Source organism: Massilia consociata (assembly GCF_042432755.1).
Lineage (GTDB): Bacteria > Pseudomonadota > Gammaproteobacteria > Burkholderiales > Burkholderiaceae_D > Telluria > Telluria consociata.
In genome coordinates this window covers 148,150-163,573 of the sequence record NZ_JBHLWP010000013.1, presented here as the reverse complement: position 1 = coordinate 163,573, position 15,424 = coordinate 148,150, and the positions used below count along the sequence as shown (strand labels likewise).

At 66.2% G+C, this 15,424-nt stretch carries 14 protein-coding genes; 7 read left to right on the top strand and 7 right to left on the bottom strand.

Annotation, left to right across the window (positions count from 1 at the left end; genetic code table 11):
• Positions 1–83: 83 nt before the first annotated feature.
• From ACFFJK_RS14100 to ACFFJK_RS14090, 3 genes are all read right to left on the bottom strand, one after another.
• A complete protein-coding gene (locus tag ACFFJK_RS14100) occupies positions 84–431 on the bottom strand; it encodes a response regulator (protein WP_379679946.1) in 348 nt (115 codons plus the stop codon).
• Positions 432–646: 215 nt separating this feature from the next.
• Positions 647–1,816 carry a YaiO family outer membrane beta-barrel protein gene (locus ACFFJK_RS14095; protein WP_379679945.1) on the bottom strand — a complete coding sequence of 390 codons (1,170 nt, stop codon included), beginning with the start codon at positions 1,814–1,816 and terminating at the stop codon, positions 647–649.
• 203 nt (positions 1,817–2,019) lie between these two features.
• Positions 2,020–3,741: a methyl-accepting chemotaxis protein gene (locus tag ACFFJK_RS14090; protein WP_379679944.1), complete on the bottom strand. Its 1,722-nt coding sequence runs from the start codon at positions 3,739–3,741 to the stop codon at positions 2,020–2,022.
• A 314-nt stretch (positions 3,742–4,055) separates the two neighbouring features.
• On the opposite strand from ACFFJK_RS14090, the gene ACFFJK_RS14085 reads away from it, so the two are divergent.
• Complete coding sequence (locus tag ACFFJK_RS14085; RefSeq protein ID WP_379679943.1) at positions 4,056–5,384, top strand: amidohydrolase; 1,329 nt, start codon at positions 4,056–4,058, stop codon at positions 5,382–5,384.
• Positions 5,385–5,499: 115 nt separating this feature from the next.
• Here the strand turns inward: ACFFJK_RS14085 and ACFFJK_RS14080 are convergent, their stop codons facing one another.
• The 3 genes from ACFFJK_RS14080 to ACFFJK_RS14070 form a co-directional block, all read right to left on the bottom strand.
• Positions 5,500–7,194, bottom strand: a complete 1,695-nt coding sequence (locus tag ACFFJK_RS14080) for a methyl-accepting chemotaxis protein (protein ID WP_379679942.1) — start codon at positions 7,192–7,194, stop codon at positions 5,500–5,502.
• A gap of 167 nt (positions 7,195–7,361) precedes the next feature.
• Complete coding sequence (locus tag ACFFJK_RS14075) at positions 7,362–8,408, bottom strand: M48 family metallopeptidase (RefSeq protein ID WP_379679940.1); 1,047 nt, start codon at positions 8,406–8,408, stop codon at positions 7,362–7,364.
• Positions 8,409–8,427: 19 nt separating this feature from the next.
• Positions 8,428–9,603, bottom strand: a complete 1,176-nt coding sequence (locus tag ACFFJK_RS14070) for a YjgN family protein (protein WP_379679939.1) — start codon at positions 9,601–9,603, stop codon at positions 8,428–8,430.
• 226 nt (positions 9,604–9,829) lie between these two features.
• On the opposite strand from ACFFJK_RS14070, the gene pyrG reads away from it, so the two are divergent.
• The 4 genes from pyrG to ftsB all read left to right on the top strand — a co-directional run bounded on the left by pyrG (position 9,830) and on the right by ftsB (position 14,210).
• The gene (pyrG, locus tag ACFFJK_RS14065; protein ID WP_379679938.1) at positions 9,830–11,518 is read left to right on the top strand and encodes a CTP synthase; all 1,689 of its coding nucleotides are present in this window, start codon (positions 9,830–9,832) and stop codon (positions 11,516–11,518) included.
• Positions 11,515–12,369 carry a 3-deoxy-8-phosphooctulonate synthase gene (gene kdsA / locus ACFFJK_RS14060; protein WP_379679936.1) on the top strand — a complete coding sequence of 285 codons (855 nt, stop codon included), beginning with the start codon at positions 11,515–11,517 and terminating at the stop codon, positions 12,367–12,369. The genes pyrG and kdsA overlap by 4 nt, the downstream gene beginning before the upstream one ends.
• Before the next feature lie 149 nt (positions 12,370–12,518).
• Entirely contained in the window at positions 12,519–13,805 is a 1,287-nt protein-coding gene (gene eno / locus ACFFJK_RS14055; RefSeq protein WP_379679934.1) for a phosphopyruvate hydratase, read from the top strand.
• 63 nt (positions 13,806–13,868) lie between these two features.
• Entirely contained in the window at positions 13,869–14,210 is a 342-nt protein-coding gene (gene ftsB / locus ACFFJK_RS14050; protein ID WP_379679932.1) for a cell division protein FtsB, read from the top strand.
• A 60-nt stretch (positions 14,211–14,270) separates the two neighbouring features.
• Here the strand turns inward: ftsB and ACFFJK_RS14045 are convergent, their stop codons facing one another.
• Entirely contained in the window at positions 14,271–14,693 is a 423-nt protein-coding gene (locus ACFFJK_RS14045; RefSeq protein ID WP_379679931.1) for a PAAR domain-containing protein, read from the bottom strand.
• A gap of 116 nt (positions 14,694–14,809) precedes the next feature.
• Between ACFFJK_RS14045 and ACFFJK_RS14040 the strand changes: the two genes are divergently transcribed.
• On the top strand, positions 14,810–14,968 hold the full coding sequence (locus ACFFJK_RS14040) for a hypothetical protein (protein WP_379679929.1): 159 nt from the start codon (positions 14,810–14,812) through the stop codon (positions 14,966–14,968).
• Between the two features lie 142 nt (positions 14,969–15,110).
• Positions 15,111–15,389, top strand: coding sequence for a hypothetical protein (locus ACFFJK_RS14035; protein ID WP_379679927.1), 279 nt, complete (start codon positions 15,111–15,113; stop codon positions 15,387–15,389).
• Positions 15,390–15,424 lie beyond the last annotated feature (35 nt).

The window sequence follows — 15,424 nt, the reverse complement described above, 5'->3', positions numbered from 1 at the left end:
CTGGTGCGGTCATGTACGTGTGATTCTACCCGGATTACCCACTTTCAATAGAACAATGCCGTGCGCAAGCGCGCGGCGCATGCTCAGCTGCGCAGCAGCGCCAGGATCGTGTCGATCTTGTAGGGCTTGGTCGTGAACAGGTAGGGCCGCTCGCGGTCGGCCAACTGGCCGGGACGGGTGAAGCCGGACGCCAGCACGACCTTGACGCGCGGGTACATGACCCCGATCGCGTCCGCCAGCTCCAGCCCGGTCATCCCGGGCATGACCACGTCGGAGAACACGGCGTCGATGTCGCCCTGGCTCGCCAGCAGCGCCATGGCTTCCTGGCCCGAATGCGCGACCACCACCTCCAGTCCGCGGGATTCCAGCAGCGCCGCCGCAAGGTCGGCCAGGTCGGTTTCGTCATCCACCACCAGGACTTTGCGCAACAAGCCGGCTACCGCGTCACCGGCGCCCAGGGCAAGGGACGATGCCGGTTCCGCGACCGGGGGGCGGCTGCTTCCATTGCAGCGGTAAGCTATCCTAGTGGCGTACATATGATTTGGTCAATTCGGCAAGCCTTTTATTCTATCTCTGCTTGGCGTGTGCTTACAACGCAATTAACAAAAAACAGGAACCGCGCCCGCATCGGCGCGGTCCACGCGGCTCACCAGCGGCGATAGAGGCCGATCGAGACGCCGCGCTCGCGGCCGCCGGCGCCGCCGTCAGTGCGTGCATAGCTGGCGCCGATCTTGCCGCCCCAGTCGCGCGACAGGTAATGCACCCAGGCGAGGCTGCCGCCGCCCGAGCGCGCACGGCCGCTGGTGAGCGACAGCAGGTCGTCGCTGCGGCCGCGGTTGACCGTCATCTCGACATGGTTGTCGGCCTCGCCCGTGTAGTACCAGCGTCCCAGGAGGCGGTCGCCCGAACTGCGCGCGCCCCCGGAGACGATGTTCTGGTGGCGCAGCTGGACATAGAAGTTGCCGGTATACCTGGCCAGGCCGACGCCGTAGATGTTCACGCGCGTATCGAAGCCGAGCACGTCGTTGCTGAGCGAGGCTTCCCAGCCATTGCCGAGCGACTGGTACAGCTCGACGCGGCCGGCGTTGGCGGGGAACAGGCGTGCCCCCGGGGCGCGCTGGTAGCGCAGGTTGGCATAGGCGCCGTTCCACAGGCTCGCGTAGGCATCGATCGCCCATGCGCGGCCAGCCTGGTCGAAGCGGTGGGCGCGCAGGGCCTCGACGCCGATCGAGCCGCCCTGCAGGTAGCGGCGCACGCTCAGGGTCTGGTCGTTCCACCGCGTCCCGGCGCCGACGTCCTGCCAGTTGCCGTGCAGGCCGGCCACCCAGGTATGGCCGGAGGCAAGCGCCGCTTCCGGATTGACGGGCTTGGCAGGGGCGGCAGGTGTGACGGGAGCGGGCTGCATGGCGCCCAGGGCGCGGGCCTGGGCCAGCCGGGCGGCGGCATCCTGCGGGCGCAGCGCGGCCGCGCGGCCATAGGCCTCGGCTGCCCTGGCCGGCTGGTCCTGCCACTGGTAGAGATTGCCAAGTGCGAACCAGACGTCGGCATACTCCGGCGCCGCCTTGGCGGCCGCCCCCAGGTCGGCCTCGGCCTCGGCCCAGCGTTCCAGGCGCGACAGCACGATGCCGCGTCCCAGCAGCACGTCCACGTTGCCCGGCGAGCGCGCCAGCAGCAGATGGTAGGCGGCCAGGGCGAGTTCGGGCTGGCCGTCGTTGGCAAGCTTGCGGGCCTGCTCGACCTGTTCATCGAAGGAGGCGGAAGGGGGCTGGGTGGCCTGGACGGCTTCGGCGGGCGCGTGCTGGTAATCGGCGGGCATGGTACTTCTGGGTGAGAAAAGGGATGGCGGTCGGGGGCTGGACAGGCGAAACTCTGCCCGAGCGACCTTAGTGCGTCAAGGAAACAATGCCCTTGCGTGCCGGAGTGTCGCGCAAAATCGTCAAATCAGGGCGGCAAAGCATGGCGCGGCGCAAAAAAAAAACCGCCCGGCGAAGCGGGCGGCTTGTCGTGACGGGGAGACGGTCAGAACTCTTCCCATTCCGCTTGCGCTGCCGTGGCGCGCGCCGCCGGCTTGGCCGCGTCGGCCGGTGCCGTCACGGCCGGTTTGGCGGCAGGGCGGGTGGCCGGCTTTGCCAGCGCAACACGGGCGCGCGGGGCTGCCTGGGGAGCGCGGGTGGCCGGGGCCGCCATCGAGTGCGCGTCGAGCTTGAACACGCCGACCACTTCCGCCAGTTTGGCGGCCTGTTCCTGCATCGAGGTGGCGGCAGCGGCCGATTCCTCGACCAGGGCGGCATTCTGCTGGGTCACCTGGTCCATCTGGCCGATGGCGGCGTTGACCTGCTCGATGCCGCCGGTCTGTTCCTGGCTGGCCGACGAGATCTCGGCCATGATGTCGGTCACGCGGCGGATCGAGGTGACCACCTGTTCCATGGTTTCGCCGGTCTGGTCGACCAGCCTGGTGCCTGCTTCGACCTTCTCGACCGAGTCGCCGATCAGGGACTTGATTTCCTTGGCGGCGGCGGCCGACCGCTGGGCCAGGTTGCGCACCTCGCTCGCGACCACGGCGAAGCCACGACCCTGCTCGCCGGCGCGTGCCGCTTCCACCGCGGCGTTCAGCGCCAGGATGTTGGTCTGGAAAGCGATGCCGTCGATGACGCCGATGATGTCGACGATCTTCTTGGACGAGTCGTTGATCGAGCTCATCGTCGCCACCACCTGGTCCACCACGCTGCCCGCCTGCGCCGCCACGCTCGACGCGTCGATGGCCAGCTGGTTGGCCTGGCGTGCATTGTCCGCGTTCTGGCGCACGGTCGTCGTCAGCTCTTCCATCGACGCGGCGGTTTCTTCCAGCGCGCTGGCCTGCTGCTCGGTGCGCGCCGACAGGTCGAGGTTACCGGCCGAGATTTCGGCCGAGCCGGTGGCGATGGTGTCGGTGCCGGAGCGGACCTGGCTGACGATCGCGACCAGGCTGTCGTTCATGTGGCGCAGGGCGCGCAGCAGGGCGCCGGTTTCGTCGCTGCCGCCGGCGTCGATGCGGCGGGTCAGGTCGCCGCCGGCGACGGTTTCCGCCACCTCGACCGCCGAGCGGATCGGACGGGTGATGCCGGTGGTGAGCAGCCAGGACAGCATGGCGCCCAGCGCGACCGCGCAGGCGGCCAGCACGGTGATGGTGGTGGTACTGTGGACGGCGCTCTCGTCGATCGCCTTCGCCGTGGCGTCGATGCTGTGGCGCTGCATGACGACCAGGCTTTGCAGCAGGTCCTGGTATTTGTTGGCGGACGGGGTGAATTCCTGCTCCAGGATGCGCGCGGCTTCCTCGGCATCGCCGTCCGCCTTGGCCTTGACGGCACCATCGCGCGACGCGCTATAGGCCTTGCGCTGCTCGAGGATCTGCGCGAACAGCGCCTTTTCCTGCTCGCCCGCGATCAGCGGCTCGATCTGCTTGAGCAGCTCGGCAGCCTTTTTCACCGAGGCGGCGGCGTCTTCCTTGAAATAGGGGCCGAGTGCCGGGTCGGTGCTCTTGACGATGGCGGCGGTACGGCGGATCGAGGCGAAGTTCAGGCTGTACCAGTCGGTGATCAGGCGCTCCTTGGTCAGGGGCGCCGCCATCATGTCGCGCGTGGCGCCGGCCACTTCGCTCAGGCGCCAGACACCGGCACTGGCGATGATCACGGTCATTGCCAGGATCAGGGCAAACCCCAGGCCGAGGCGTTTGCCGATCTTGATATTCGAGATGAAACCCATTACTGCTTTCCTTCTGGTTCGGTGGGGGTAGGGACGCGGGGCCGTTGCCGGCCGGCTGCGCGGAGCGGCGGCGCACACATGGGGCACGATCGCTGCATAGGGGCAACATGAGGAGAAATTGTACGGGTGGATGCTGCACTGCGAAAGAAAAAATTGGCCTAGGGAAATTTTTACGACACTTTCTGACTTTTAAGTCAGGAATTCGCCCGGTAAATATTGCCGCACGGAAATGCTTCTGCTAGGCTTGCGGCCCTCTACGATCTGCACTAGATTGGGTACTACCTGCGCCCTGGTGCACCACTTCCGAAGAAGCCATGAAACCATCCATCCGACTCCTGAACCACCTGATCCTTGCCGGCGCATTGAGCGCGGGCGTGGCGCACGCGCAGGCCCTGCCGCCGCAAGTCGCCGCCCAGCTCGACAAGGACTATCCGATCATCGAGGCACTGTACCAGGACCTGCACCGCAACCCGGAACTGGCGTTTGCCGAGCACCAGACCGCGAAGAAGCTGGCCGAGCGCGTCAAGGCGCTCGGCTTCGAAGTGACCACCGGCGTCGGCGGCACCGGCGTGGTGGCGATCCTGCGCAACGGCCCCGGCCCTGTCGCGATGCTGCGCACCGAACTGGACGCGCTGCCGGTCCTGGAAAAGACCGGCCTGCCGTTCGCCAGTACTGCTACCGCCAAGAACGCGGCCGGCGAGACGGTACCGGTGATGCATGCCTGCGGCCACGACGTGCACATGGCGGCGTGGTACGCCACCGCCAGGCTGATGGCCGAGAACCGCAAGCTGTGGAGCGGCACCCTGATGCTGGTCGGCCAGCCGGCCGAGGAGCCGCTCAAGGGTTCGGCGGCGATGATCAAGGACGGCCTGCTCAAGCGCTTCCCGAAGCCCGACTACGCGCTGTCGATGCACGACGAAGGCACGTTGCCGGCCGGCCAGGTCGGCTACCGCGCCGGCCACTTCCGCGCTTCGGCCGATACCGTGACCATCACCATCCACGGCCAGGGCGGCCACGGCGCCACGCCGCATGAAACGCGCGACCCGGTCGTCATGTCGGCACGCGTCGTGATGGCGCTGCAGACCCTGATCTCGCGCGAGAACAACCCGGCCGACCCGGTGGTCATCACCGTCGGCAGCATCCATGGCGGCACCCAGGCCAACATCGTGCCGGACCAGGTCAAGCTGCAGCTGACCGTACGCACCTTCAAGCCGGAAGTGCGCAAGCGTGTCCTGGCCAGCATCGTGCGTGAAGTCGAGGGCGAAGCACAGGCCGCCGGCGCGCCGAAGAAGCCGGAAGTCGAGATCGTGCCGGGCGCCGACTCGGTCTACAACGATCCGGAGCTGATCGCGCGCGCAGTCACCGCCATGAAGGGCGCCCTGGGCGAGGACAAGGTGGTCGAGATGCCGGCCAAGATGACCTCGGAAGACTTCGCCAACTTCGGCCAGGCCGGCATCAAGTCGATCCTGCTGCACGTCGGCGCGGTGGAGCCGGGCAAGCTGGCGGCGGCACGCGCGGCCGGCAAGTACCCGCCGGGCACCCACTCGCCGCAGTGGGCGCCGGACTTCAAGCCGACCGTGCGTTCGTTCATCGCGGCGGAAACGGCGATCCTGCTCGACCTGCTCAAGCCGGGCCAGAAGTGATTGCAGCCGACTCCCGCCGCTGGCGGGAGTCTCGGCCAGACCAATAAAAAACGGATCCACGTTTTGGCGCGGATCCGTTTTTTTATGTCGATGCTGGCGACGCGTCAGTGCATGGTCAGAAGCTTTCCCACTCGTCCGCGTTCGCAGTTACACGCATGGCGGGCTTGCGGCCGGCCTGCGCGGCGACGCTGCGCACCTCGCGCCTGGCTGCCGTGACAGGGGGGCGAGCAGGCGCAGCCAGGGCGGGTGCGGCGCCGCTGGAGCCGGCGAGCTTGAACACATTGACCATGCCCGCCAGGCGCGAGGCCTGGTCCTGCAGCGAGCCCGCTGCGGCAGCCGATTCCTCGACCAGCGCCGCGTTCTGCTGCGTCGCTTCGTCCATCAGGCTGATCGCCCGGTTGACCTGGTCGATACCGTGGATCTGTTCCTGGCTGGCCGACGAGATCTCGGCCATGATGTCGGTCACGCGGCGGATCGAGGTGACCACCTGTTCCATGGTTTCGCCGGTCTGGTCGACCAGCCTGGTGCCTGCTTCGACCTTCTCGACCGAGTCGCCGATCAGGGACTTGATTTCCTTGGCGGCGGCGGCCGACCGCTGGGCCAGGTTGCGCACCTCGCTCGCGACCACGGCAAAGCCGCGTCCCTGTTCGCCGGCGCGTGCCGCTTCCACCGCGGCGTTCAGCGCCAGGATGTTGGTCTGGAAAGCGATGCCGTCGATGACGCCGATGATGTCGACGATCTTCTTGGACGAATCGTTGATCGAGCCCATCGTCGTCACCACCTGGTCCACCACGCTGCCCGCCTGGGCCGCCACGCTCGACGCGTCGATGGCCAGCTGGTTGGCCTGGCGCGCATTGTCCGCGTTCTGGCGCACGGTGCCGGTCAGTTCCTCCATCGACGCGGCCGTCTCCTCGAGTGAGGCGGCCTGTTGTTCCGTGCGGCTCGACAGGTCCATGCTGCCCGCGGCGATCTCGCCCGATGCGGTGCCGATGGTGCCGGTGCCGCTGCGCACTTCGCTGACGATCTTGACGAGGCTGTCGTTCATGTGGCGCAGGGCGCCCAGCAGGGCGCCGGTTTCATCCTTCGTGGTGGCGTCGATGCGGCGGGTCAGGTCGCCGCTGGCGACGGTCTCGGCCAGCTCTACTGCGTCGCGGATCGGACGCACGATGCCGCGTGTGAGCAGCCAGGAGCACAGCGTGCCGAGCGCTACCGCAACCAGGGCCAGCATGCCGAGCATGCGTGCACCGTCGTTGTTGTCGGACTTGATGCCGGCGGCGATGGTGTCGATGTGCTTGTGCTGCAGCTTGACCAAGTCGGCCAGGGCGCCTTCGTAGGCATCGGCGGCAGGTAGGTATTCCTCGGTCAGGATGCGGGCTGCAAGGTCGGGATCGCCGCCGGCGCGCGCCGCGACCGCCTTGTCCTTGGCATTTGTGTAGGCCTTGCGCAGCTCGCCGATGCGATCGAACAATACGCGCTCGTCCTGACCTTCCAGCAGCGGCTCGATCTGCTTGATCAGCTCCGTCGAGCGGCCGGACGTCTTGGCGCCGTCCGCCTTGAAGAACTCCACCAGGCTCGGATCGTTACTTTTGACAATCGCAGCTGTGCGGCGGACCGCCGCGAAAGTCTGGGTATGCCATTCGCTGATCATGCGTTCCTTGGCCATCGGCACGGCCATCATGGCGCTGGTGGCATCGGCAATCGAATTCAGACGCCAGATACCGGCGACAGCCATCACGACAGTCAGCGCAAGCACAAGCGTGAATCCCGCGCCGAGTCGTGTCCCGATGTTCATGCTAGCTAATGCCTTCATCCTTAAACCTATTACCTATGTTGCGTTCAAAGTCCGGATTCTACATTGCCACAAAGCATGATTTTTCGGGCTGTGGGAAGTACTTATTCCGAAAAGCAACACTCGAGCTGGAAGCGTAACAAGAAAAACGCCCGACACGCGGGCGTTTCCCCGCCGCTGTGCCAGGCTTATTTTTCCTGTCCGGCCGCCGCTTCCCGCAGGCGCTGGCTGCGCGCGTAGCCGTCCGGGTGGGTCGAGGCGTACGACATCACCTGGCGCAGGAACTTCGGCATCTTGTCGGCCTTCTCGTCGAGCTGGTCGAACAGGTCGGCCAGCGGCAGGATCGAGATGCCGTGGCGCCGCAGCGCGGCCGCGGCATGCTCGTCGGCGGCCAGCTCCATCTCGCGCGAATACTCCATGTTGCCCAGCAGCGCAGGCAGGCCGGCGGCCACCGCGCTGAAGTCGCCGAACAAGGTGGCCGACAGCGCCGCCGTCAGGGACGAGCGCGTGATGCTGCGCACGCTGTGGCGCATCTCGATGTGCCCGATCTCGTGCGCCAGCACACCGGCCAGCGCCGCCGCTGCCCTGGCGTCCAGCTCGCCCTTCTCGCCGATCGCCGTGCCCACCAGCTGGTCGGTGACGACGATGGTGCCGTCCGGGAAGGCCAGGGCGTTCGGCCCCAGTCGCGGCGCGTTCGCCACCAGCAGGCGCAGCGGGATGCGCGGCGTGGCCGGCTTCATGCGCTGGAACATGCCCTCCAGCACATGGAGCCGCTCGTCGCCCAGGCGCGACGGATTCAGGATGCCCTGCTTCTGCAGCACGGCGAGGGCGTGCCGGCCCAAGGCATGGTCGGCCGATGGCGGGATCGCGCGCGACAGGCGCTCGGCGGCGGCTGGCAGGCCCCAGAACCAGGCCGATGCGATCAGGGTCACCAGCAGCGCCAGCGCGACCAGTGCGGCGGCGCTGTGCTCCTGCCAGCGCACCACCCGCGATTTGCGGTAGCCGAGGGCATCGAGCAGCAGCGGGCGCATCGCCGCATCCGGCACTTCGGCGTGGGTGCCGTCGTTGAAATACAGGACCGTCGGCGCATGCGCGAACGGTTCGGCCAGGCGGGTGCCGGCCATGGAATAGGTGCGCTCGGTGTCGCCGCGCAGGTGGATGGCGCCGTTGGCGGCGCTCAGTTCGACGTGGTGGAGACGGGCGCTATGGCCGTCGAAATAGTGTGCTGAGATCATGATGGTTCTACCAGGTGTGTTACCAGGACAGGTCGATGCCGAAACTGTCTGCGGCGCCGTCGCCGGCCGCCCCGTCGCGCCGCTTCGCCACGCCGGCGGCGGTCGCTTCGATGTCGCCGTCCACCTCGATGTGCACGTGCGCCAGGCGGAAGCGGTACACGTTGACCACCGCGAACGGCCGGTACAGGCCCAGGGTCAGCAGGGTGAGCAGCACGTTCCTGGTCTGCAGCGCCATGAAGGCCTTTGCCGGCAGCGTCGAGCGGATGCGGATGCCGGGGAAGCTTGTGTTCGACCAGGCCAGGTTGGCGATGCGCACCACCATGTAGGGCCCGGCCAGCAGGTACATGACATACATCACGATCACCGCCGTAGCGAGCGGGAGCCACATCGCGCCCGAGCCGCCGGAAGCGAAGGCGCCGGCCAGGGCCAGCACGAACGCGGCCACGACGCCGCCGATGCCGAGCAGGCCGGCCATCAGGTAGGGCTTGTAGAAGCTGGCTGCGCGCACTGCGTAGCGGGAAGGCTGGTCGCCGAACAGCAGGTGCGCATGCTGGAAGCGCCGGATCCGCGCATGCATCAGGGGCCAGGCCAGGTAAAGCGGCAAGACCATGGCCGCCAGCTGCGGTTTGCCGGGGTAGAGCGCAAGCAGCACACCCGGCAGCAGGAAGGTCAGGGCCGGCGGCAGCCAGGCCAGGTAGGCATGCCCCACCGAGCCGTCGAAGCCCAGCGGTAGGCCCCGGTAGGTGGTGTTGCCGAGACGAAAGCGCAGCGCGCCGCGCATCAGGTAGGGGAACACGACGAGCAGGCCGGCGATGACCGCCAGGCCGAATGCGGTCGAGAAGCCGAATGCATAATGGTAGCCGGCCAGTAGCACCAGCGAGAGCAGGCGCCCGGCCAGCACCGCGCGCGGGTTGCCGTGGAAGTCGAAGGTGGCGCCCGCCAGCACCGTATTGCGGTCGAAATACTGCAGGCGGCGCACCTTCGCCCAGGCCGAGTAGATGCCGAGCGTGGCGAGCGTCAGCACCAGGTTGACGATCCAGATGCGGAAATACTCGCGGCCGTCGCCGGTGAAGGCCGGCGTGAGCGTGCGCGGCTGGGTCGCAGGGGGCGCTGTGGGGCCGCCCGAAGGCGCGATCGAAGGATCGGCTGAAGGATCGGCTGAAAGAGCGGCGGGTGGGTCGGAAAGGGTGTGCATGGCAGTGCCGCAAAAAGATCCAGTATAGGTCCGCCCCCTCTCGGCTCGTCAATTTGCCAGGCATATTCTCGGCACGGACGGGCACGCCGGCGGCCCGGCAGGCTGTCGTATTTTTCCTGATGACGGGCAGTTTTGAGGGGAAGCCGGCCCGGCGGGCCGAAGACTTTGCGCGGTTTAAGGTATAATTTCTATTTCCCGCGCGTGCCATTCGGCACCTTCAGTACAAATGACCAAATTCGTATTCGTCACTGGCGGCGTCGTGTCTTCCCTGGGCAAGGGGATCGCGGCCGCTTCCCTCGCTGCGATCCTCGAATCGCGCGGCCTCAAAGTCACCCTGCTCAAGCTCGACCCGTACATCAACGTCGACCCCGGCACGATGAGCCCGACCCAGCACGGCGAAGTGTTCGTCACCGACGACGGCGCCGAGACCGACCTGGACCTGGGCCATTACGAGCGCTTCATCAGCACCCGCATGAAGAAGGTGAACAACTTCACCACGGGCCAGATCTACGAGTCGGTGATCCGCAAAGAGCGCCGCGGCGAGTACCTCGGCAAGACCGTGCAGGTCATCCCGCACATCACCAACGAGATCCAGGACTACATCCGCCGCGGCGCCGAAGGCGTCGACGTGGCGCTGGTCGAGATCGGCGGCACCGTGGGCGACATCGAGTCGCTGCCGTTCCTGGAAGCCGCGCGCCAGCTGTCGCTGCGTTCGGGCCGCAAGGGTGCCGCTTTCGTCCACCTGACCCTGGTGCCGTACATCGCCTCGGCCGGCGAGCTCAAGACCAAGCCGACCCAGCACAGCGTGCAGAAGCTGCGCGAGATCGGCATTTCGCCGAACGCGTTGCTGTGCCGCGCCGACCGCCGCATCCCGGACGACGAGCGCGCCAAGATCTCGCTGTTCGCCAACGTGGAAGAGCAGGCCGTGATCTCGGTGTGGGACGTGGACACCATCTACAAGGTGCCGCAGGTGCTGTGCGACCAGGGCCTGGACGACATCATCCTCGAGGCGCTCGGCCTGGAAGCGCCGAAAGCAGACCTGTCGATGTGGACCCGCCTGATCCACACCCTCGAAAACCCGCAGCACGAAGTCACCATTGGCATGGTGGGCAAGTACGTCGACCTGATCGAATCGTACAAGTCCCTGACCGAGGCGCTGCGCCACGCGGGCATCCACACCGAAAGCCGCGTCAACATCGAATACCTCGACTCGGAAGAGATCGAAAGCCGTGGCTGCGACCACCTGGCCAAGTACGACGCCATCCTGGTGCCGGGCGGCTTCGGCAAGCGTGGCGTGGAAGGCAAGATCCAGGCCGCCCGCTACGCCCGCGAGAACAAGATCCCGTACCTGGGCATCTGCCTGGGCATGCAGGTCGCGCTGATCGAATACGCCCGCCATGTGGCCGGCCTGGCGAACGCGAACTCGACCGAGTTCGATCCGGAAACCGACCAGCCGGTGGTCGCCCTGATCACCGAGTGGCAGAACCACGACGGCAAGGTCGAGCGCCGCGACGTCAATTCCGACCTGGGCGGCACGATGCGCCTGGGCGCCCAGACCTGCGCGGTGAAGCCGGGTACGCTGGCCGCCGAGATCTACGGCAATGTCGTGACCGAGCGCCACCGCCATCGCTACGAAGGCAATAACTACTACCTGCCGAAGATCGAAGCGGCTGGCCTGGTGGTTGCGGCGCGCACTCCGAACGAAGACCTGCTGGAAATCATGGAACTGCCGCGCAGCGGCGACAACGCGCACCCGTGGTATGTGGGCGTGCAGTTCCACCCGGAGTTCAAATCGACCCCGCGTAACGGCCATCCGCTGTTCACGTCGTTCATCAAGGCTGCGCTGGCGCACCAGGCAGCCAATACCAACGCGGCGGCGAACAATGGTTCGACGCTGCAAGGAGATGCAGCATGAAACTCGCAGGATTCGATGTCGGCCTCGACAAGCCGATCTTCCTGATCGCCGGCACCTGCGTGATCGAATCGCGCCAGATGGCGCTCGACACCGCCGGCACGCTGAAGGAAATCACCTCGGCACTGGGCATTCCGTTCATCTACAAGTCGTCCTTCGACAAGGCCAACCGCTCGTCCGGCAAGTCGTTCCGCGGTCCGGGCATGGACAAGGGCCTGGAGATCCTGGCCGACGTGCGCAAGGAAATCGGCGTGCCCGTGCTCACCGACGTGCACGACGAAGAGATGATCCCGCAGGTGGCGAGCGTGGTCGACGTGCTGCAGACGCCCGCTTTCCTCTGCCGCCAGACCGACTTCATCAACGCCTGCGCGCGTTCGGGCAAGCCGGTCAACATCAAGAAGGGCCAGTTCCTGGCGCCTGGCGACATGAAGAACGTGATCGACAAGGCGCGCGCCGCCGCGCGCGAAGCGGGCCTGCCGGAAGATAACTTCATGGCGTGCGAGCGCGGCGTCTCGTTCGGCTACAACAACCTGGTCTCGGACATGCGGAGTCTGGCCATCATGCGCGAATCGAACTGCCCGGTGGTGTTCGACGCGACCCACTCGGTGCAGCTGCCGGGTGGCCAGGGCACCTCGTCCGGCGGCCAGCGCGAGCACGTGCCGGTGCTGTCGCGCGCGGCCGTGGCGGCCGGCATCGCCGGCCTGTTCATGGAAACCCACCCGGACCCGGCCAATGCGCTGTCGGACGGCCCGAACGCGGTGCCGCTTGGCCGCATGAAGGAGCTGCTGACCACGCTGGTCGAGCTCGACCGCATCGTCAAGAAGACCGGCTTCCTGGAAGCCGACTTCAAGTAAGCACGGCATCGGCGGCGCTTTGCAACATGACGCGCGTGCGCCCGGCGGCCGGGGCACGCGTTTATTTTGTTACAATACCCGGCGTTTGGCTACGGCGCCCTGGCGATGCGTAGCCGCTACAGACTTTTACCTTCCGGAGACTGAAAAACATGAGTGCTATCGTTGATATCATCGGCCGCGAAATCATTGACTCGCGCGGCAATCCGACCGTGGAATGCGATGTCCTGCTGGAATCGGGCGTGATGGGCCGCGCCGCCGTGCCCTCGGGCGCATCCACCGGTTCGCGCGAAGCCATCGAGCTGCGCGACGGCGACCCGAAGCGTTACTTCGGCAAGGGCGTGCTGCAGGCCTGCGAGAATATCAACACCGAGATCTCCGAAGCGATCATGGGCCTGGACGCCAATGAGCAGGCGTTCCTGGACCGCACCCTGATCGATCTCGACGGCACCGAGAACAAGAGCCGCCTGGGCGCCAACGCCATGCTGGCCGTGTCGATGGCCGTGGCCAAGGCCGCCGCCGAAGAGGCAGGCCTGCCGCTGTACCGCTACTTCGGCGGTTCCGGCGCGATGCAGATGCCGGTCCCGATGATGAACGTCATCAACGGCGGCGCGCACGCGGACAACAACCTGGACATCCAGGAATTCATGATCATCCCGGTCGGCGCGCCATCCTTCAAGGAAGCGCTGCGCTACGGCGCCGAGGTGTTCCACACCCTGAAGAAGATCCTGCACTCGAAGGGCCTGAACACCGCGGTCGGCGACGAAGGCGGCTTCGCCCCGTCGGTGGCCAACCATGAAGAAGCGATCAAGCTGATCATGCAGGCGATCGACCAGGCGGGCTACGTGGCCGGCCAGGACATCGCGATCGGCCTGGACTGCGCGGCGAGCGAGTTCCACAAGGACGGCAAGTACGTGCTCGAAGGCGAAGGCGGCCTGGCGCTCTCCAGCGCCGACTTCACCAACATGCTGGCAACCTGGTGCGACAAGTATCCGATCATCTCGATCGAGGACGCCATGGCCGAAGGCGACTGGGAAGGCTGGGCGACGCTCACCGCCGCCCTGGGCAAGAAGGTGCAACTGGTGGGCGACGATTTGTTCGTCACCAACACCAAAATCCTGAAAGAAGGCATCCAGAAGGGCATCGCCAACTCGATCCTGATCAAGATCAACCAGATCGGCACCCTGACCGAGACCTTCGCCGCCATCGAGATGGCCAAGCGCGCCGGCTACACCGCCGTGATCTCGCACCGCTCGGGCGAAACCGAAGACTCGACCATCGCCGATATCGCGGTTGGCCTGAACGCCCTGCAGATCAAGACCGGCTCGATGTCGCGTTCGGACCGCATGGCCAAGTACAACCAGCTGCTGCGCATCGAGGAAGACCTGGGCGATGTGGCGACCTACCCGGGCCGCGACGCGTTCTATAATCTCAAGTGAGCCTGAAGTAAGATCCACGGCCGGCCAGCCCAGCGGGCGCGCCGGCCTTTTCACGCACGTTCCATGCGACTCATCACCCTCGCGCTGGCCTTCCTGCTGCTGCTGATCCAGTACCCATTGTGGCTGGGCAAGGGCGGCTGGCTCGCCGTCGCCGACATGCGCGACCAGGTCGCGGCGACCCGGCTGCATACCGAAAAGCTCAAGGCCCGCAACGCCAAACTGGAATCGGAAGTGCGCGACCTGCGCGACGGGACCGGCGCGGTCGAGGAGCGCGCGCGCTACGAACTGGGCATGATCAAGCAGAACGAAATCTTCATTCAGGTGCTGCGCAAGGACGAGCGGCCGGCGGTCTCGATGACCGAACCGCCGCCGCCGCCGAAGCCGAAGGAAAAGCGCAACCCCTGACACCCGGACCATTTACCGCGCGGCAGCTCCCGGGAAGAAGGCGCCGCGCGGCGGCCGGTTTCAGGCGCCGCTGCTCGCGCGCGGCGGCATGTAGCCTGGTTGCAGCAGTCCCGTGATCGGCGCATCGCCTTCGAACAGGACGATCTCGCCCATGTTCTGCTGGCTCGATGCAATCCGGTCGCCGTTTTCGACGTGGCTTCCTACCAGCGCGATCGGCCGGTCGTCGAAGGTGGAGGCATTGCCGGCGCCGGAAACGATGATGCTTTCGCTGCCATCGGGATAGCGGACCCGGTCGCCGACGCAGGCGACACGAAAACCGTCCAGGTGCAGCTCATGCTCGGCCACGACGATCCTCCCGCCCCGTATGGTGCACGAACCGACCGTTGCGATCGGATACCGGGCCATCACTTTACGCGATGCGGGGCGTGATGCTGCCACTTCGTGATCGGCCGACAATACTTCAGCTGCTGACATGCGCTTCATTTGCACTCCTTTAAATATGACCGGCGAGAATGTTCCTTGCGCTAAAGCCAAGCGCTCTCGACACGGTCTTGCTTTTTAATATGGCAGGGCGTATTTGACGCCCCCGCAGCCGGAAGATGTTTGATTTTCATCAGAGTAACTTTCATGTAGGACGGAGACTACAAGAAAGTTGCCGGAAATCGCAGTGTGTTGCCAGGGATACACGAGCCGATATGCGATCGCTTTCGCCGAAAGCCCGCTGCACCTTCCTCAGGCAATGCCCCGGCGGTGTATGATCGCGGGAACGACATCTCCCTGCAGACCGGCGCCCGGCCGGCAGCCGGCCAGGAACACGACCAACAAACACTGCACCAGACGAGCGTGGTGCGAACGACTGAAGCGATGCCGCAGCGAGCGCTCGCTTCGATGGAGCCAAGCATGACCCAAGAAAACGCACCGCCGAATCCCGCGGAGCTCGATTCCCTCGACACCATTGCCGATTGCCTGGCCGAGGCGTTCGAGGACGGCGACGGCGCCGTCATCACCGTCGCCATGCAGGCGGTGGCGCGGGCGCCGGGCCTGGGCGCGCTGGCCGCAGCCGTGGGGATGCCGCGCGACGAGCTGCAGGCTGCCCTGGTGGCGGACGAATTCAACCTCGACCTCACCCTCGAGATCATGAAGGTGGTCGACCTGCACATGTCCGGCGGACGCGCCTAGCGCGGCGCTCCCAGCCGGCGGCTTGGCCGATACCT